Genomic DNA, 18,256 nt, shown 5'->3' on the forward strand with positions numbered 1-18,256 from the left:
ATGGGAATCCGCGACCTGCCCCTCAAGACCCTTGCCGGCGAAGACGCCTCCCTCGGCGGACCGCTGGCCGGCAAGACGCTGCTCGTGGTGAACGTGGCGTCGAAGTGCGGGTTGACGCCGCAGTACACCGGCCTGGAACGCCTGCAAGAACGCTACGGCGACAAGGGCTTCTCGGTCGTCGGGTTCCCCTGCAACCAGTTCGCCGGTCAGGAGCCAGGCACGGCGGAGGAGATCCAGACGTTCTGCTCCACCACGTACGGCGTGTCGTTCCCCCTCTTCGAGAAGATCGACGTCAACGGCGAAAGCCGTCATCCGCTCTACGCGAGCATCACGGAAACTCCTGACGCGGATGGCGAAGCCGGTGACGTGCAGTGGAACTTCGAGAAGTTCCTGATCAGCCCGGACGGCAAGGTGCTCGGCCGCTTCCGGCCGCGCACGGAGCCTGAAGACGAGGCGATCGTCGCGGCGATCGAAGCGGCACTGCCTGCTTGAGCTACGGTCCTGCTCTCCGGCCAGCGTTTACCGCGGCCGGAGAGCATTTGCCGTTTTACGGCAAATGCCGGTGAACGCAGAGACGGCTGGCTTCCCACGGAGATAGCCCTGATCATTGGTCGCTGCCGTTGCCGTTCAGTGGCGAAAGGTCCAGCGTTCATCACCTCTGCTTGTTCCCTGCGTCGTCTTGTCCGCGGCGTTGTCGCCTCTTATCGACAGCTGTCGACCAATGACGTGAGTCGCCATCAGCGGACGTCACCGCGCACCACAACGTCAGCCCGGTGCCACGGCCGAGGATGCCGTCGCCGTCCAAAGGCTGGTTCGACGCCAAGGTCGACACGGCACCGTAGACGGTGACGCACCATGCCCGGACCGGACAGCATCTCGCCAGCTTCGAAACACCGTTGGCCAGTTCGTCGCCAGTGAGCGGCGAATCGCGAGTCGGCCTGGTTCGCCCCCCAGGCCGCAGCCCAGTGCAGGACTGCATATCTTGCGTTGCCGCTCAGTGGCGAATCGCAGGTCAACGGCTGTCCGAAGCCTCGCCGGCCAGCTCGGCAGCGGTCTTCACCTCGGGGTGCGAACCACGCGCGATCACCGCTCGGTTGTGGTTCGCGGCGTCGGCGAAGTCGAGCTTCTGCACTCGGCGGTCGTAGGTGAGGAGGCCGTTCACTTCGTTCTCCACATCAGTGGTCTGAGTATAGATCGCGCCGGACAACCCCAGATCGGAAACCAACCGTTCGAGGCGTTCACTCACCTCCGCGTACCGGCGAGTGAGGTGCGCCGAATCAGTCGCCATTTCGTAGGCATTGGGCGGGCCTGGCCAAATGGAATCTTCGAGTACCAAGCCCAGGCCGCCGTATTCGCCGTCCACCAATGCGCGATGGTCCCCCTCGTGCGGCTCCCCCGGCCCGACGTACGTGTGATCGTCGTAGATGTCGCCAGCACCAGTGTCTGTGCGAGAGAAACAGCAGTTCACTCCGCTGTTGGCGATCACCAGCCGAGTCGGGTCGAGTTCCTTCACGAGCGCCGCGATCCGGGCCGTGTCGAATTCTCCCCATCCTTCGTTGAACGGCACCCAGGCGACGATCGACGGGACGTTGCTCAGCTGCGCGACCATTTCCCGCAACTCGGCCTCGAATCGCTGTTGCCCCTCGGGCAACGGATCCGGCGCGTGGCCGGGCGGACCGGCGAACGAGACGACCAGCGACGGCATGTCCTGCCAGACCGCCAACCCCAGCCGGTCCGCCCAGAAGTACCAGCGCGCGGGTTCGACCTTGACGTGCTTGCGGACCAGGTTGAACCCGAGTTCCTTCGTCTTCTCCAGATCGAACCGGAGCGCCTCGTCTGTCGGCGCGGTGTAGCCGCCGTCCGGCCAGTAGCCCTGGTCGAGTGGTCCGTGCAGGAAGGTCATTCGGCCGTTCACAGCGATCCGTGGCCGTCCGTCGACATCCGGGACAATTTCTACCGTTCGCAGGCCGCAATAACTGGCGACTTCGTCCAATACATCACCGTGCGCATCGAGAAGACGGACGGTGATGTCGTAGAGAAACGGATCGTCGGGAGACCACGGATGCGGTTCCGGAAGGTTGGCCCGCAGCCGCGAGCCAGCGGTACCCCGAATGCGTACTGCCTCGTCGCCGTTTGGCGGCGAAACGATCAGCTCCGTTTGAGCGCCACCGGTGACCTGCGGGAACACAGACACGCCGGACAGGTCCGAGGTGACTTCGATGGAGGAAATGCGCTCGTTCGGCACCGGCTCGACCCAGACGGTCTGCCAAATGCCCGACGTCGGGGTGTAGCAGATACCGCCGGGTGCGTTGCGCTGCTTGCCGATCGGGTACGGCTCGATGTCCGTACGGTCCTCTGCGCGAACGGTAATTTCCTGCGGTCCCGATGCACGGAGCGCGTCTGTGATGTCCGCGGAGAACGACGTGTACCCGCCCTCATGGGTGACCACCGTCTGGTTGTTGACCCGCACCTCGGCTTTCTGGTCGACTGCACCGAAATGCAGCAACACCCGCCGCCCGCTCCAGCTTTTCGGGACCTCGAACAGCCGCCGGTACCACAGCACTTCGTCGCGTCGGCCGATTCCGGAGAGGGCCGATTCCGGGGCGAAGGGAACCAAGATGCGCTCGCTGTACCCAACAGGTCGTGGTGCCGCGGGCGAAGCAGGCCATCCTGCGTACTCCCAGATGCCGTTAAGGCTCAGCCATTCTGACCGGCGGAGCTGGGGTCGCGGGTACTCGGGCAGCACCGCGGCCGGGTCGACTCGGTCGGTCCACGGGGTAGTCAGTGGCGGATCCGCTCGCTGCCATTCGGGCTCTGTTGGAGTCATCGCCGGTCATGGTGGCAGAGAATCGCGGTCCGCGACATGGCTTCAGGGCTGCTCGGACAGGTGGCACCCAGGTGCTGCTCGACGGCTACGTCAGCCGTCTGTGGTCGCTGGCTGGCAACTGGTCCTCGGTGGAGGTTCCTCGGGCGAATCAGCGGAACTGCTGTCGGCGACCTCCTCGCCGATCAGCGGCTAACCGCTGGTCAGCGCGATTCAACCTCGGGTGCAGAGGGTGTGCGGCGGCACGAGAGAGTTACTCGTCGCGGCAGGGGCCCTAGCAGGAAACTCGCACTTCAGCCTGGTGGTCGCCACTGCCCGCATAGGCGTGCTGAGCTGCGGGGATGCGGTCGTCGCAAGCTGGCAGAACGACCAGACAGGACTGTTGCCGTTTTTTGGCGAAACGCTCTGACCAGCGGATTCTCCCCAGCGCTAGCACTCTTGCGCGAGGTCGCGACAAGGCTTTCCGTCGGTCGTTCGGGCGGCCGCCCCGGAGTAAGCGACTGGCGAGTAACCTCGGGCCATGCGCGTGCTGATGTTGTCCTGGGAGTATCCGCCGGTGGTCATCGGCGGGCTGGCCCGGCACGTTCACGCGCTGGCGAGACACCTCGCGCAGCAGGGCCACGATGTCGTCGTCCTCTGTCGGCACACCGCAGGTACCGACGCCTCGACGCATCCGCGCAGCGACCGGGTCATCGAGGGGGTCCGCGTCGTCCGTGTGGCTGAGGATCCGATGCACCTGACTTTCGAGCGGGATCTTGTCGCGTGGACGCTCGCCATGGGCCACGCCATGATCCGGGCGGCGCAGGATTTGCTCCGCACATGGCAACCTGACGTCGTCCATGCCCACGACTGGCTGGTCACGCATCCGGCGATCGCGGTCGCCGAGGCTGCTCGGGTGCCGCTCGTCGGGACCATCCACGCGACCGAAGCGGGCCGGCATTCGGGGTGGCTGTCGCATCCGCTCAACCAGCAGGTGCATTCGGTCGAATGGTGGCTTGCCAACCGCGCCGACGCGGTGATCACCTGTTCGCAGGCCATGCGCAAGGAAGTCGCGCACCTTTTCGAGATCGACCCGGCCGACGTCGCGGTGATCCACAACGGCATCGAGGGGCGCAGCTGGCGCGTGTCGTCCGCCGAGGTCGTGAGGATGCGAGAGCAGCACAGTCCGGACGGGGCTCCGTTCCTGCTGTTCTTCGGCCGGCTGGAGTGGGAAAAGGGCGTGCAGGACCTGCTGGCCGCACTGCCGCGGATCCGCCGACGGTTCCCCGGGACTCGGGTGGTCGTCGCCGGAAAAGGGCGACATCATGACGAACTCGTCGCGCAGGCTCGAAAGCTGCGGATTCGCCGGGCCGTGGACTTCGTCGGCCATCTCTCCGACCGTGACCTGCGAGCTCTTCTCGCCGCAGCCGATGCGGTCGTGCTGCCGAGCCGGTACGAGCCGTTCGGGATCGTCGCGCTGGAGGCTGCCGCGGCGAAAGCGCCGTTGGTGGCGTCGACCGCGGGCGGGCTCGGCGAGGTTGTCATCGATGGGGAGACCGGTTTGGCTTTCGCGCCGGGTGACGTCGCTGGTCTCGCCTCATCCGTGACGACAGTCTTGAGTGACGTCCCGGCCGCGACCCGGCGCGCGCGTGCGGCGCAGGCTCGGCTTGGCGCGGACTTCGATTGGGGGCGGATCGCGGAGGCGACCGTCGAGGTTTATCGGCGGGCTCGGGTCGGCGAGCCAGCAGAGTTGGGGCGACCGAAGATCGCGACTGGCAACGCGTTCGAGGTGTAAGATAAGCGTTTGGTCAGCGGTGGCTCGCGTGATTCGCCGCTTAGTGGCGAATACCTGGTCAGGGTGCTTTCAGCGGGGGTCGACGGCGGCGATGAGGTCGCGGTAGTCGGGGTCTGCTGCCACGCGGTCGAAAGCGTTCGCCAAGGCGGCTTCGTAGACCGGAACGGCTTTGCGCAACGTGACCCGTCCGGCGTCGGTGATTCCGGTGTAGACGCCTCGGCGGTCGTATTCGCAGAGACGTCGTTCGGTCAGACCGGTCCGTTCGAGCCGGCCCACCAGGCGGGTCGCGGAGCTCTGGTTGAGTGACGTCGCGTCCGCGAGCTCCTGCATGCGGAGCTCGCCGTCGGGGCGATCGGCCAGCGACATCAGGGCGACGAATTCCGAGAAGCCCAGGTGCAGCTGCCGTTGCAAGGCCTGCTCTACCTCATGGTCGATGCGGCTGCGAAGTGCCATCATGCGGGGCCACATCGCGCCGAGGGTGGTGAGTTCCGCCCCTGCCTGCTTGCGGCCGGGGGAAGGTGTGGTGGTCACGCGAACGACCTCTCCGGCAAAGCCTTGTCCGGCGTCGACAAATGACGCCGAGACCTCTTGTATAGCACATGTGCGCGCATGCAATTGGGCGTTCGTCAAGCCTCTCGCTGTCCGGGGTCGCGGGTGACCTGCATGGTCTCGGGCGGCGGGAGAACCCGGCGTTTCTGGCTGTGCGGAAGTCTCGACCGCTCGGCGGAACCGGTCAGGCCAACGTCCGCAGGAACTGTTGCAGCAACGGGTTGACCTGCTCTGGATGCGTCAGTGTCGGGGTGTGGGCCGCGCCGTGGACTACGTGCACATTGCTGGCATTCGGGAGGCGTTCGCTCAGCAGGTCCATGCGGTCGCGCGGAAGGGAAACGTCTTGCTCGCCCCACATCAGCAACGTCGGGCAGGTAATTTCGTTCAGACGGCCCGAGACGTCGTCTCGTTCCAGCAGGCAGTGCGCGGCCGGGCCCAGCGGTAGTGCGGGTGTGGCACGCCATCGTGTGCGCAACTCGTCGCGCAGGTCGGATTCTCCGAGGAGTTGTGTCGACAGCGGTATGATGAGGTCATCAATTGGGCCGTATTCGCGCAATGCGGCGAACATGTCGCCATAGGCTGCTTTGTCGGCCGGGTCGCACGGTGTTGCTTCGGTGTCCCATAGCACCAGGCCTGCGACCCGTTCGGGCGCCAGCAATGCAATTCGCAGCGCTGTGAAGCCGCCTTGGGACAGTCCGCCTGCGACGGTGCGTTCGATGCCTAGGTGGTCGAGCAGACCGAGCGCGTCTCTTGCTTGGTCCCAGTAGGTGTATGACGTGCCGGGATGGTCGTCCGGGGTTTGCCCGTGGCCGCGGGCGTCCCAGCTGATCAAGCGCCACTCTGGCGCGAGCACCGCTGCTTGTGGCGAGAACGTTGAGTGGTCCAGGAAGTAGCCATGTCCCAGAAGCAACACCGGTCCGTCTCCCCCGGTGTCGGCGAAGAAGATCGGGCGGTCGTTGACGGTCGCCATGGGCATTGGCTGGCCTCCAAGTTCGTCGCAAGCTACGGTGCCGCGCCGGTGCAGCGTAGTGACGAAAACGCGTTCACAGTGCCCGCGGCCAGAACCAGGCAGGTTCGCTGCCAGTCGGCGGAACTGGGGATGTCGGGCTGGATACGGTCAGTCGTCAGCCTTCGCCGATTCGGTTGAACCGCCGGCGAGTTTGAGGCAGATGACTCCGGTAATGATCACTGCCAGGAACAGGATGCGCAGCGGCCCCAGACTTTCGCCGAAGATGATCGCGCCGAAGATCGCGGCACCGCTCGCGCCGATACCGGTCCAGACCGCGTAGCCGACGCCGACGTCGATAGTGCGCAAGGCCAGGCTGAGCGTGAAGATCGTCGCGGCGGCCGTAATCACTGTGGCGATCGACCACGGCAGATTGGTGAAGCCTCGGCTGCCGTCCGTGCTGACGGCGAACGCGATTTCGCAGACTCCGGCGAAGAGAAGAATGCCCCATGCTCGGCGAGTGGTCTGCGACTTCTCCGGTGTGCTGACTGGTGCGGCTTCGGACTGAACGGACACGGCGGAAATCCTTTCGGGAGCGGGAAGACGAGCGTTCAGGCACCGGTCAGCTGGAGGCCGATGATGCCGCAGATCACCAGGCCGAAGCCGATGAGTTTGCGCCAGTTGAGCTTCTCGTTGAAGAACAGCGCGCCCAGCAGCACGATGCCCACCGAGCCGAGACCGGTCCAGATCGCATAGCCGGCGCCGACGTCCAGGGTCAGCAGGGCCCGGCTGAGGAAGAAGATGCCGCCGGCCGCCATGACCAGCGTGAACACCGACGGCCACAGCTTGGTGAACCCGTTCGTGGCGTTGGCTCCGAGTGCGAAGGCGATCTCGAAGAGCACAGCGATGCCGAGGTAAAGCCAATGCATGATTTCTCCGGGTGCGAGTGAGGTCGGAAGCTGCTCGGCACCCTCGCCGGCGACGCTCCCCCAGGTAGTTACTTGTGCAATATATGTATGTCGAATCAAATAAGCAAGAGGGGTTCGTCAGGTGGGCGGAGCGATGCCGGGTGCCTGCCGAGGAAAGGAGCCGTGGGTGGCCAAGAGGGCGATCGAACGCTTGAAAATGGGCGTTGAGCAGGCATTCGCCACTGAGCGGCAACGGCGTTCGGCCGGGACGAGGCTGGAGTCGGAAAGTTCGACGCCGCCCGTTCGCATCACCGGTCAGACCAGTCGAGGAACCGGGATCTCGGCTGGATAGTCCGTTCAGAGAGCGCGACGGCTGGGCGCGGCCAAGGTCTGGAGACCGGTCGAACGGAGCGGGCGAGATCCATCCGGGACGGAGGTGTCACGGACTCGGCGGCATGGGAGTCTGGGCTGGAGCGCGTGTCCGAACTGGGCGATGCGGTCAAACCGGCCGCAGTGATCGGTGAGGTCCGGACGAGAGGCGGGATCAAACGAGTTCTAGCGTCGTGCGGGGATTCGCCACTGACCGGCCACGACAACGCCGCTCCGAACAGCACCGAGGCTTCCGCAGGGTTCGGGCAGCGCGCGAGCGGAAGTGGGCGAACCCCAAGCCAGGCAATGTCCAAGGCTGAAGCATCGAAACCCGTGAAACCGAAAACCCGCGCCCCTCGCCTGTCGACGGCGAAGGAGCGCGGGTCCGGAAAGACCCGGGCCCGGTGGCGGGGAGCCTCCGCCACCGGACCCGTCCCCTGCACCATCCCAAAATGTGGTGCGGGGTAACCGGTCGCCGGTGGTCAGGTCACTGGCGACCGGAGCCTGTCACCGCTCGGTCAGGTAGCGGGCGTAGGCGACAGTCGTGAGGAAGCTCGGCAGCTTCTCGCCGAGGGCGGTCTCGGTGAAGATCGCACGGGCATCGTCGAGGCGGGCCGACGCGTCGAGGTCCGTGCGGACCTTCGCCAGTTCGTCGTCCAGGAACTCGACGGCGAGCTCGTGGGTCAGCGCCGTGCCGTCCTCGAGCTTCGTGCCGTTGCGGATCCACTGCCACACCTGGCACCGCGCGATCTCCGCCGTCGCGGCGTCTTCCATGAGGTTGTGGATCGCCGCGGCACCGGTGCCACGCAGCCAGGAGTCGATGTAGCGGAGGGCGACGTTGATGTTCGCCCGCACGCCCGCTTCGGTGACCTCGCCGCCGGCGCTCGCGACGTCGAGCAAGTCCGAAGCGTCGACAGTCACGTCTTCGCGCAGCTTGCCGAGCTGGTTCGGCCAGCCGCCGAGCACCTGGTCGAACACCTCGCGGCACACCGAGACCAGACCGGGGTGCGCGACCCAGGAGCCGTCGAAGCCGTCGCCGGCCTCGCGTTCCTTGTCCTGGCGGACCTTCTCCAGCGCGTTCTCGTTGGTGACCGGGTCCTTGCTCGGGATGAACGCGGCCATCCCGCCGATCGCGTGCGCCCCGCGGCGGTGGCAGGTGCTGACGAGCAGTTCGGTGTAGGCACGCATGAAGGGGACCGTCATCGTCACCTGAGCACGGTCCGGCAACACGAAGTCGGCCCCGTGCGCGGAGAAGTTCTTGATGACGCTGAAGATGTAGTCCCAACGTCCGGCGTTCAGGCCGGCCGCGTGCTCGCGGAGTTCGTAGAGGATCTCGTCCATCTCGAAGGCCGCGGTGATCGTCTCGATCAGCACGGTCGCGCGGATGGTGCCGCGCGGGATGCCGAGTTCCTTCTGCGCCAGCAGGAACACGTCGTTCCACAAGCGCGCTTCCTGGTGGCTTTCCAGCTTCGGCAGGTAGAAGTACGGGCCGCTGCCGCGCGCCAGGAGCTGCCGGGCGTTGTGGAAGAAGTACAGGCCGAAGTCCACGAGGCTCGCCGAAACCGGGCGGCCGTCGATGCGGATGTGCTTCTCGACCAGGTGCCAGCCGCGGGGGCGGGCGACGATCGTCGCCGGGTCCTCGCCGATCGTGTAGCGCTTGCCGGCCTCGGTGGTGAAATCGATGTTGCGGCGGATCGCGTCGAACAGGTTGAGCTGGCCGTCGACGACGTTGTGCCAGGTCGGCGAGGTCGCGTCCTCGAAGTCGGCCAGCCAGACCTTCGCGCCGGAGTTGAGCGCGTTGACGGTCATCTTCCGGTCGGTCGGACCGGTGATCTCGACGCGCCGGTCCTCCAGGCCGGGCGCGACGGGGGCGATGTGCCAGCTCTCGTCCGACCGGATCGACCGCGTTTCGGGCAGGAAATCCAGCTGCTCCTCCCCCGACTGCAGCCGCTCGCGACGGCGGCGGCGCTCGTCGAGGAGTTCGCGGCGGCGTCCGGCGAAGGTGTTGTCGAGTTTGGCTACGAAGTCCAGTGCTGCCGGGGTGAGGATCTCGGCGAAGCGGCCATCGGCGGGCCCGGTGACCTCGATGCGGGTGTTCAACGTGTCAGCCATCTCGTACCTCCGCGAAGGGGGAAAGGGAAGGGGCGGGCCGGCGACCGGAATCGCCGGCCCGCGGGGTGCGTCAGTGGAACTGGTCTTCTTCGGTCGAACCCTTGAGCGCGGTGGTCGAGCTCTCCGGGTTCAGCGCGGTGGACACCAGGTCGAACCAGCCGGTGCCGACCTCGCGCTGGTGCTTCGTCGCGGTGTAGCCGCGCTCCTCCGAGGCGAACTCGCGCTCCTGCAGGTCGACGTAGGCGCTCATGCCGTTGCGGGCGTAGCCGTGCGCCAGGTCGAACATCGAATAGTTCAGCGCGTGGAAACCGGCCAGCGTGATGAACTGGAACTTGTAGCCCATGGCGCCGAGTTCGCGCTGGAACCGCGCGATGGTGTCGTCGTCGAGGTGCTTCTTCCAGTTGAACGACGGCGAGCAGTTGTAGGCCAGCATCTGGTCCGGGTACTGCGCCTTGATCGCCTCGGCGTACTTGCGGGCGACCTCGAGGTCCGGCGTGGAGGTCTCCATCCACAGCAGGTCGGCGTACTGCGCATAGGCCAGGCCGCGGTCGATGCACGGCTCGATGCCGTTGTTGACCTCGTAGAAGCCCTCAGCGGTACGGCCGCCGGTCAAGTACTTCTGGTCGCGCTCGTCGACGTCGCTGGTCAGCAGGGTCGCGGCCTGCGCGTCGGTGCGGGCGACGACCAGGGACGGCACGTTCAGCACGTCGGCGGCGAGACGGGCGGCGTTCAGGGTGCGCTCGTGCTGCTTGGTCGGGATGAGGACCTTGCCGCCAAGGTGGCCGCACTTCTTCTCGGACGCGAGCTGGTCTTCCCAGTGCACGCCCGCGGCACCGGCCGCGATCATGCCCTTCATCAGCTCGAACGCGTTCAGCGGACCGCCGAAGCCTGCTTCCGCGTCGGCGACGATCGGGGCGAACCAGTCGATGTCGCCGTTGCCTTCGGCCCAGTTGATCTGGTCGGCGCGGCCCAGCGCGTTGTTGATGCGGCGGACGACGGCCGGGACCGAGTTGGCCGGGTAGAGACTCTGGTCCGGGTAGGTCTGGCCGGAGAGGTTGGCGTCGGCGGCGACCTGCCAGCCGGACAGGTAGATGGCCTTCAGGCCGGCGCGCACCTGCTGCACGGCCTGGTTGCCGGTGAGGGCGCCCAGCGCGTGCACGTAGTCCTCGCTGTGCAGCAGCTCCCACAGCTTCTCGGCGCCGCGGCGGGCGAGGGTGTGCTCTTCGACGACAGAACCGCGAAGCTTCACCACGTCGGCGGCGGAGTAGGTCCGCTGGACACCCGCCCAGCGGGGGTCGGTCTTCCACTGCTCGGCCAGCTCGGCCGCCGCCTGCTCGAGCTGATTGGCCTGCTCGGTCATCGGACTCTCCCGTGTTGCGAAGTTTGCGATTGCTCGCCTTGCCTGGTCACGACCCTGACACGAGCGGGAAAACGCGGTCTACTGCTCCAATTTGCCAATTTCTGCGAAGGTTGCCTAGCATGTTGCAAAGGTTGCGAATCTGCCGTTCGCAACCGCAGCGAAAATTCGCGGGCTTGATCGTTCACGTAATCGTTCAGGCCCGGAAACTTTCCGGCCGGACGGAGCACCCATGGACAAAACTTTCGCCGGGGCGCGGCTGCGGCATCTGCGCGAAAGCCGGTCGATGAGCCAAGCGGATCTCGCCCGTGTGCTCGAGATCTCACCCAGTTACCTCAATCAGATCGAGCACAACTCGCGCCCATTGACCGTGCCGGTGCTGATGCGGATCACGCAGGCGTTCGGCGTCGACACCGAGTTCTTCGCCAACAACGACACCTCGCGGCTCGTCGCCGACGTGAAAGAAGCCCTGCTCGACGAGGCGGTGGGCGTCGAAGCGACCACGAGCGAGCTGAACGACCTGGCCAGCAACCTGCCGTCCATCGCCCAGGCGCTGGTGAAACTGCATCGCAGCTACCGCAACGCGGTCGAGAGCACGGCCGCGCTGACCACGGAAAACGGCCTCGGCCTGCACGGGAGCGCCGCCGCGCCGCTGCCGCACGAGGAGGTCCGCGACTTCTTCTACGAGCGGGAGAACTACGTCGCCGAACTGGACGAACGAGCCGAGCGGATGGCCGCGCAGATCCCGCTGCGGCGCGGAGCGGTGCTGGGGTCTCTCAAGGAACGGCTGTGGCAACGCTACGGCGTCGAGGTGTCCAACGAGGGCATCAACGAATCCGCAGGTGAGCAGCATCGGTACGAGCCGGCGACGCGAGTGTTGCGGCTGGCCCCGAGCCTCCGGGTCGGACAGCAGGCTTTCCGGATGGCGTCCCAGATCGCGTTGCTGGAATACGACGATCTGATCACCGAACTCGCCGATTCGTGGGCGTTTTCCGGCCCGGCCGCGCGGACGCTCGCGCGCGTCGGCCTGGCGAACTACTTCGCCGGCGCGCTGATCCTGCCGTACAGCCCGTTCCTGGCCGCGGCCGAAGAGTTCCGGTACGACATCGAGCGCCTTTGCGACCACTTCGGCGTCGGGTTCGAGACGACGTGCCACCGGCTGTCGACGCTTCAGCGGCCAAAACAGCGCGGCGTGCCGTTCTCGTTCGTGCGCGTCGACCGGGCCGGGAACATGTCGAAACGCCAGTCAGCGGCGGGTTTCCACTTCTCGCGTGTCGGCGGTGCCTGCCCGTTGTGGAACATCTACGAGGCCTTCACCTCGCCGGGCAAGATCCTCACGCAGATCGCGGCGCTCCCGGACGGCAAGCGGTACTTCTGGGTCGCGCGGACGGTGTCGCGCAATATCGGCGGGTATGGCAGCCCGGGCAAGACGTTCACCGTCGGCCTCGGCTGTGAACTGCGGCACGCTGGCCGGCTGATCTACTCGACCGGCCTCGACCTGGACGAACCCGCCGCCGCGACGCCGATCGGCATGGGGTGCAAGGTGTGCGACCGGCCCGCTTGTTCACAACGCGCGTTTCCGGCGATCGGCAAACCGCTCACAGTGGACGAAAACACCAGCACGTTCGTCCCGTACCCGGCGGTGCCGAAGACGTGAACGCAGCCCGTGACGTGAGTGCCCCGGACGTGTTCACCGGGTGCGAAGTACATTCACCCGAGTGCACGACATCGACACGGTGAACGCAGAACTGGTCGAACAGGCCGCCGAACGGCTCGCGGGCGTGGTCACACGCACGCCCTTGGAGCCCAACGCGCGTCTCTCGTCCCGCGTAGACGCGCGCGTCTGGCTTAAGCGCGAAGACCAGCAGACGGTCCGCTCGTACAAGATCCGCGGTGCGTACAACTTCATCGTGCAGCTCGACGCTGAGACGCGGGCGGCCGGTGTCGTATGTGCGAGCGCCGGTAACCACGCACAAGGCGTCGCGTACGCGTGTCGCCGTTTAGGGGCGAACGGTCGCGTGTACGTGCCGGGCACGACGCCTCGACAGAAGCGTGAACGCATTGCGGCTCTCGGCGGCGCGCACATCGAGGTCATCGTCGTCGGCGAGACGTACGAAGACGCCTTCGCCGCGGCTAAAGACGACGCCCACAGCAGTGGAGCGACGCTCGTGCCGGCGTTCGACGACGTACGCACTGTCGCCGGCCAGGGCACTGTCGCGCTTGAAGTGGTTTCGCAGCTCGGCTTCGTGCCGGATGTCCTGGTGGTGCCTGTTGGCGGCGGTGGGTTGCTGGCCGGGATCGCGACGTGGGTCCGCGAGCGGCATCCGGACATCCGGGTCGTCGGCGTCGAACCGGCAGGCGCGATGTGCATGGCGGCAGCCCTCGAAGCGGGCGAACCGGTGCGGATCGACGCGGTGGACCCGTTCGTGGACGGTGCCGCCGTGCGCGAGGCCGGCCAAGTGACGTTCCCGTTGATCCGCGACAGCAGCGCGGAACTGACGTCCGTCGCCGAGGGCGCGGTGTGCACGGAAATGCTGTCGATGTACCAGTCAGACGGCATCATCGCCGAACCCGCGGGTGCGCTCGCGGCCGCCTCGCTCGGGATCAGCGTGCAGGTCGAGCCGGAGCAGACGGTGGTGTGCATCGTGTCCGGCGGCAACAACGATGTCAGCCGGTACAGCGAAATCCTCGAACGCTCGCTGATGCACGAGGGGCTGAAGCACTACTTCCTCGTCAGCTTCCCGCAGGAACCCGGCGCGCTCCGGCGGTTCCTTGACGAAATCCTCGGTCCGGAAGACGACATCACGCGGTTCGAGTACGTGAAGCGCAACAACCGGGAGATCGGTCCCGCGCTGATCGGCGTCGAGATCCCACGGCGCGCGGACCTGCCCGGGCTGCTGGCGCGGCTGGAGAAGAGCCCGCTGNCCCGCTGCAGGTTGAGCGGGTGGAGCCGGGGAGTCCGTTGTTCCACTTCCTGCTCTGAGGCGCCGCTGGTCTGGCGAGCACGACGATTGGGTGCCTGCGGCTTTGCGGCATTTGCCGCCGCGTTCGTCCCACCTCAACAACAACATCAGTGGGCGGACTCGCGCGAACGCGTCGAGCACCTTGGCAGTACAGAGGCCCCGGACTGGCCGTTGCCGGACATCGACCTGGCCGTCGTGATCGCGACTCGCGACGACCTGCCAGCCGTTGTCGCCAGTTTTCAGGCAATCGGCTACTGGCACGATGACGTTCTCGGCATTTCCGTTCCGGGAGAAAATCTCAGTCGAGTACGCGCGTTCCGGGGCCTTCGCCGCACCCACCCGGACGCCGCGCAGACCGACGCGACACTGGAGCGTTCGCCCGCCCATCGCCGAGCGCGGGCTTTCAGACGTCTCGATCCCTGCCGGCGACCGACCAATCGAGCTTCATGAGGGATCGTTTATGCAGGTCAGTGCGATTCGCCAAAAAACGGCAACACCGCTCAGCCGAGCTCGGCGCTGCCCTCGCGGTAGATCTTCGCCGACTTGATGCGGTCTCCGGACAGCCGATAGAAGCCGGCGATAGCGAAAACGTGGTCCTCGCCGTTGTGGGTGAGCCGCTCAGTCAATTGGGCGGCGACCTGGTGACCGTCCGCGAGGACGTTCTCGACCGTCAACGTCGGGAGAAGCTGCACCATCGCGCCGCTGAACAGTTCGGTTAGTTCGTCGCGTCCGCGCGCGACGCTGCTGCCGGTGATCCAGACCGCGTCCTCGGTGAAGCCAACGAGGAGGGCTTGAAGGTCACGGTTGTTGAAGGCGGCGACATGCCTACGCAGAGCTTCGCTCATAAGGCGAGGCTATCGACATTGTCAGGTCATTTTCGCCGCCGAACCGACGACCGGCTCGCTGACCTCAGCTGTCGCCGAGTGTCTTCTGCAGTGCCTTGTTCGCCTTGCGCGCCATGTCGGCGACGGCCTCGCGCCGGGCGGCATCCGCCGCGTAGTCGTCCTCGCGGTTGCGGACCACCCGGGCCGGTGAACCGACCGCGATCGAGTAGTCCGGGATGTCACCCCGCACCACCGCGTGCGCACCGAGCACGCTGCCGCGGCCGACGCGCGTGCCCTTGAGGATGCTGACCTTCGTGCCGAGCCACGTGTCCGGGCCGATCCGGACCGGAGACTTGACGATGCCCTGGTCCTTGATCGGCACGTGGATGTCCGCGGTCACATGGTCGAAGTCGCAGATGTACACCCAGTCGGCGACGAGCGTGGCGGCGCCGAGCTCGATGTCGAGGTAGCAGTTGATCACGTTCTGCCGGCCGAACACCGACTTGTCGCCGATGCGAAGGGACCCCTCGTGACAGCGGATGGCGTTGCCGTCACCGATGTGCACCCAGCGGCCGATCTCCATCCGGCCGTATCCGGGACGGCAGTGGATCTCGACGTTCTTTCCGAGGAACAGCATGCCGCGCAGGATGATGTGCGGGTTCGCGATGCGGAATTTGAGCAGCCGGTAGTAGCGCACGAGGTACCACGGCGTGTAGGCGCGATTGCGCAGGATCCAGCGCAGCGAGTCGGCCGTCAGGAACTTCGCCTGGTGCGGGTCCCGCCGGGCCCGCCGCCAGGCGCGCACGCGCGACAACGCGGGCGCACCCCACATCGACGTCATGCTCTTGACCGTAACCTGTGGGCGACGGTCGGCCACAGGCAAGGGGAGCAGGATGGGGACCAAGCTGATCATCGACACCGACCCCGGCGTCGATGATGCCTTCGCGATCGCACTGGCCGCGAGGTCGGCGGACGTCGACCTGCTGGGCGTGACGACTGTCTTCGGCAACGTACCGCTGGCCACGACAACCTCGAATGCACGCCGTCTGCTGCAGCTGTGCGACCGCCCGGACGTGCCGGTCGCCGCAGGCGCGTCGAGGCCGCTCCTCTACCGCGAACTGCACCGGTCGAGCACCGTCCACGGCTCCGACGGACTTTCCGGGCACGCCGCTTCGCTGCCCGACGCCACCCGCCCGCTCGAGGATTCCGACGCGGTCAGCCTGATGGTGTCGCTGCTCGAAGCCTCGGACGAGCCGGTGACCATCGCGCCGATCGGCCCGCTCACCAACATCGCCGCCTTGCTCGCGGCCCACCCCGGGGTGCGTTCGAAGATCGCGCGCATTGTCCTGATGGGCGGCGCGATCACCCTCGGCAACTCGACCGCGGTCTCCGAATTCAACATCTGGGCCGACCCAGACGCGGCACGACGCGTGATCGCCGAGGACGACGTTCCGTGCGTGATGGTCCCCCTCGATCTCACACACCGGTGCGCGGTCGACAGCACGTGGCTGGCGAAACTCGCGGCGTCCGGACCGGTCGGGCAGGCGCTGAACTCGTTCACTCCGGACTACCTGGCGCACTACCGGCAAGTGCTCGGCTATGAAGGCATCGTCCTGCACGACGCGGTGGCTGTCGCCGAGGCGATCCACNCGATCCACCCGGGCATCCTGCGCGCGGAGACCTACCCGGTCGACATCGACTCCGGCCTCGGCCCGACTCGCGGTATGACGATCGTCGACCGGCGGGCGGTCCCGAACATCTCGACCGGGCGGCCGGTCGAGGTGGCAGTGGACACGGAACTGGATGTGCTGCGCGAGTTCGTGTTGTCGAGACTCGCCGGGGGCCGGTGATGGACGGGGCCGGGAGATCGCCGCTGGACGGCGAATCGCAGGTCACGCCTGGTGCGACGGCGGGTGCGGGCGGCGGGGAGCCTGGGGGTGCGGGTTCGTTGCCGGTTAGTGGCGAATCGGTTGGCGCGGATGATTCATCCGCAGGTGAGGCGTCGCCGGTGGGCGGCGAATCTGTCGGTTCCGGACGTTCGCCGGTCGGTGAATCGTCGCCAGCGCGTGGCGAAAATCCTGGGTCGACCAGTGAGTCGCCGCTGAGCGGCGAAACAGTCGGCGCGAGTGATTCGCCTGCCGGTGAGGCGTCGCCGGTAAGTGCCGAATCAGCCAGCTCCGGTCATTCTGCCGCGGGTGAGGCGTCGCCGATGGGCGCCGAAACAGTCGGCCCCGGACGTTCGCCGGTCGGTGAATCGTCGCCAGCAAGTGGCGAAAATCCTGCGTCGACCAGTTTGTCGCCGCTCAGTGGCGAAACCTCCGGGCTGGCTGCTGAGTCCTCGTTGGGAGGCGACTCGCCTGAGCTGAACAGCGCGTCGCCGTTAAATGGCGACGGGGTCCAGGCCTCGGAGGGCACCGGGATCGCGCGTTCTGCGAGGCAGGGGTTTCTCGCGCGGAATCGGCGGGCCGTGGTGGCGTTGGTGGCGGTCGTCGCGGCGTTGGTCGTCGCGGTGCGGGTTTTGCCGAGCGGTGCCGGTGATGCGAATTCCGGGAACGTCGCGGCGACGTCGTCGTTGGTCCCGAGCACCTCGAAGACGGCTCCGGTTTCGACTGCGCCGACGTCGGCGGTGCCGAGCCAGCCTGGGGTGCCGCGGGCTGGGGAGTTCGGGGCGTGGGCGTCGCGGACCAGTCAGTGGCTCGACATTCCGTTGCGGGCGATGAACGGGTACGCGCAGGCGACTGTCACGCTCGGCAAGGAACAGCCCGGCTGTCACCTGTCCTGGATCACTCTCGCCGCGATCGGGAAGATCGCCAGCGATCATGGACGGGCGCAGGGTAATCGAGTCGGGGAGAACGGGACTCTCGCGAAACCGCTTGGCACGGTGGAGGTTCTCGACTTCTATCACCGGCCCGTTTCGACGCCGGGGGCCGCTGGGCCGTTGCAGCTCTCCCCCGCGGTGTGGAGCAAGTGGCAGCGCAGCGCGTCCGGCGGTAAGCCTGACATTCAGAACATCGATGACTCGGCGCTCGCGGCTGGGCGCACGCTCTGTGCGAATGGCCGCGATCTGGCGACGGACTGGTGGAACGGGGTCGCCACGTTGGAGCCGGCTCCGGTCGTCTTGCATCGGACGCTTGCGACGACCAACGTCTACGGCACGGTCGGCCAAAGCGATCAGCCGCCCAATCCCGCGGTGCTCACTGCGGTCGGCTTCGCGATCGACCAGATTGGCCTGCCGTACGTCTGGGGCGGCAACGGCACTCGCGACGCCGACCCGGGGTTCGACTGTTCCGGTCTGACGACCGCGGCTTACGCCAGCGCTGACGTCAAGCTGATGCGGACGGCGGACACGCAATTCCGCAGCGTTGCCCATGTGAGCGAACCTCAATTAGGCGATTTGATCTTCTACGGCGCGCCCGCTACGAAGATCCATCATGTAGGGCTGTACATCGGGAATCAGCAGATGATCGACGCGCCGCAGACCGGGCAGGCGGTGCAGGTTCATCCGTATCGGAAGCCTGGCGACGACTACGCGGGCGCGGGGCGGCCGACGGCCTGACCTGCGCGGTGACGTCTCGAGAACCAAGGCCTGCCGTCCCGAGAGCCTGTCTTTGAACCTGTTGGCGGGTGTGG

Annotated in this window: 16 protein-coding genes and 1 pseudogene; 7 read left to right on the plus strand and 10 right to left on the minus strand. The window is 66.6% G+C overall.

Going from position 1 to position 18,256, the window contains the following annotated elements:
- Positions 1-492: a glutathione peroxidase gene (locus A4R44_RS21020; protein ID WP_067583541.1), complete on the plus strand. Its 492-nt coding sequence runs from the start codon at positions 1-3 to the stop codon at positions 490-492.
- Positions 493-1,012: 520 nt separating this feature from the next.
- Here the strand turns inward: A4R44_RS21020 and A4R44_RS21025 are convergent.
- Positions 1,013-2,827 carry a glycoside hydrolase family 2 protein gene (locus tag A4R44_RS21025; RefSeq protein ID WP_067583270.1) on the minus strand — a complete coding sequence of 605 codons (1,815 nt, stop codon included), beginning with the start codon at positions 2,825-2,827 and terminating at the stop codon, positions 1,013-1,015.
- Positions 2,828-3,344: 517 nt separating this feature from the next.
- On the opposite strand from A4R44_RS21025, the gene A4R44_RS21030 reads away from it, so the two are divergent.
- A complete protein-coding gene (locus tag A4R44_RS21030) occupies positions 3,345-4,598 on the plus strand; it encodes a glycosyltransferase family 4 protein (RefSeq protein ID WP_067583272.1) in 1,254 nt (417 codons plus the stop codon).
- A 69-nt stretch (positions 4,599-4,667) separates the two neighbouring features.
- Here the strand turns inward: A4R44_RS21030 and A4R44_RS21035 are convergent, their stop codons facing one another.
- From A4R44_RS21035 to aceA, 6 genes are all read right to left on the minus strand, one after another.
- On the minus strand, positions 4,668-5,129 hold the full coding sequence (locus A4R44_RS21035) for a MarR family winged helix-turn-helix transcriptional regulator (protein ID WP_093573975.1): 462 nt from the start codon (positions 5,127-5,129) through the stop codon (positions 4,668-4,670).
- A gap of 202 nt (positions 5,130-5,331) precedes the next feature.
- Positions 5,332-6,117 carry an alpha/beta fold hydrolase gene (locus A4R44_RS21040; protein WP_232791700.1) on the minus strand — a complete coding sequence of 262 codons (786 nt, stop codon included), beginning with the start codon at positions 6,115-6,117 and terminating at the stop codon, positions 5,332-5,334.
- Between the two features lie 147 nt (positions 6,118-6,264).
- Complete coding sequence (locus A4R44_RS21045; protein WP_067583278.1) at positions 6,265-6,669, minus strand: multidrug efflux SMR transporter; 405 nt, start codon at positions 6,667-6,669, stop codon at positions 6,265-6,267.
- 35 nt (positions 6,670-6,704) lie between these two features.
- Positions 6,705-7,022 (minus strand): multidrug efflux SMR transporter, encoded by a 318-nt coding sequence (locus A4R44_RS21050; RefSeq protein ID WP_067583281.1) that lies wholly within the window; start codon positions 7,020-7,022, stop codon positions 6,705-6,707.
- An 855-nt stretch (positions 7,023-7,877) separates the two neighbouring features.
- Entirely contained in the window at positions 7,878-9,482 is a 1,605-nt protein-coding gene (gene aceB / locus A4R44_RS21055; RefSeq protein WP_067583285.1) for a malate synthase A, read from the minus strand.
- Positions 9,483-9,552: 70 nt separating this feature from the next.
- Positions 9,553-10,842, minus strand: a complete 1,290-nt coding sequence (gene aceA / locus A4R44_RS21060) for an isocitrate lyase (RefSeq protein ID WP_067583288.1) — start codon at positions 10,840-10,842, stop codon at positions 9,553-9,555.
- A 229-nt stretch (positions 10,843-11,071) separates the two neighbouring features.
- Between aceA and A4R44_RS21065 the strand changes: the two genes are divergently transcribed.
- The 3 genes and pseudogenes from A4R44_RS21065 (at position 11,072) to A4R44_RS49155 (ending at position 14,252) form a co-directional block, all read left to right on the plus strand.
- The gene (locus A4R44_RS21065) at positions 11,072-12,496 is read left to right on the plus strand and encodes a short-chain fatty acyl-CoA regulator family protein (RefSeq protein WP_067583291.1); all 1,425 of its coding nucleotides are present in this window, start codon (positions 11,072-11,074) and stop codon (positions 12,494-12,496) included.
- A 61-nt stretch (positions 12,497-12,557) separates the two neighbouring features.
- Positions 12,558-13,822, plus strand: a pseudogene (gene ilvA / locus A4R44_RS21070) (threonine ammonia-lyase IlvA).
- Between the two features lie 151 nt (positions 13,823-13,973).
- On the plus strand, positions 13,974-14,252 hold the full coding sequence (locus tag A4R44_RS49155) for a hypothetical protein (protein WP_198545379.1): 279 nt from the start codon (positions 13,974-13,976) through the stop codon (positions 14,250-14,252).
- Between the two features lie 50 nt (positions 14,253-14,302).
- Here A4R44_RS49155 and A4R44_RS21075 read toward each other — a convergent pair whose 3' ends face one another.
- Together A4R44_RS21075 and A4R44_RS21080 are read right to left on the minus strand one after the other, a co-directional pair.
- Positions 14,303-14,647: a nuclear transport factor 2 family protein gene (locus A4R44_RS21075; RefSeq protein ID WP_067583294.1), complete on the minus strand. Its 345-nt coding sequence runs from the start codon at positions 14,645-14,647 to the stop codon at positions 14,303-14,305.
- 64 nt (positions 14,648-14,711) lie between these two features.
- Positions 14,712-15,467, minus strand: coding sequence for an acyltransferase (locus A4R44_RS21080; protein ID WP_067583297.1), 756 nt, complete (start codon positions 15,465-15,467; stop codon positions 14,712-14,714).
- Positions 15,468-15,519: 52 nt separating this feature from the next.
- Between A4R44_RS21080 and A4R44_RS21085 the strand changes: the two genes are divergently transcribed.
- Positions 15,520-16,476 carry a nucleoside hydrolase gene (locus A4R44_RS21085; RefSeq protein ID WP_067583300.1) on the plus strand — a complete coding sequence of 319 codons (957 nt, stop codon included), beginning with the start codon at positions 15,520-15,522 and terminating at the stop codon, positions 16,474-16,476.
- Positions 16,477-16,807: 331 nt separating this feature from the next.
- Here A4R44_RS21085 and A4R44_RS49160 read toward each other — a convergent pair whose 3' ends face one another.
- The gene (locus A4R44_RS49160; protein WP_163069781.1) at positions 16,808-17,212 is read right to left on the minus strand and encodes a hypothetical protein; all 405 of its coding nucleotides are present in this window, start codon (positions 17,210-17,212) and stop codon (positions 16,808-16,810) included.
- Between A4R44_RS49160 and A4R44_RS21090 the strand changes: the two genes are divergently transcribed.
- Positions 17,094-18,182 (plus strand): C40 family peptidase, encoded by a 1,089-nt coding sequence (locus tag A4R44_RS21090; RefSeq protein ID WP_161269504.1) that lies wholly within the window; start codon positions 17,094-17,096, stop codon positions 18,180-18,182. The two genes, A4R44_RS49160 and A4R44_RS21090, sit on opposite strands and share 119 nt — an antisense overlap.
- Positions 18,183-18,256: the final 74 nt, after the last annotated feature.

This window comes from Amycolatopsis sp. M39, assembly GCF_001651785.1.
In the GTDB taxonomy this organism is placed as follows: domain Bacteria; phylum Actinomycetota; class Actinomycetes; order Mycobacteriales; family Pseudonocardiaceae; genus Amycolatopsis; species Amycolatopsis rubida.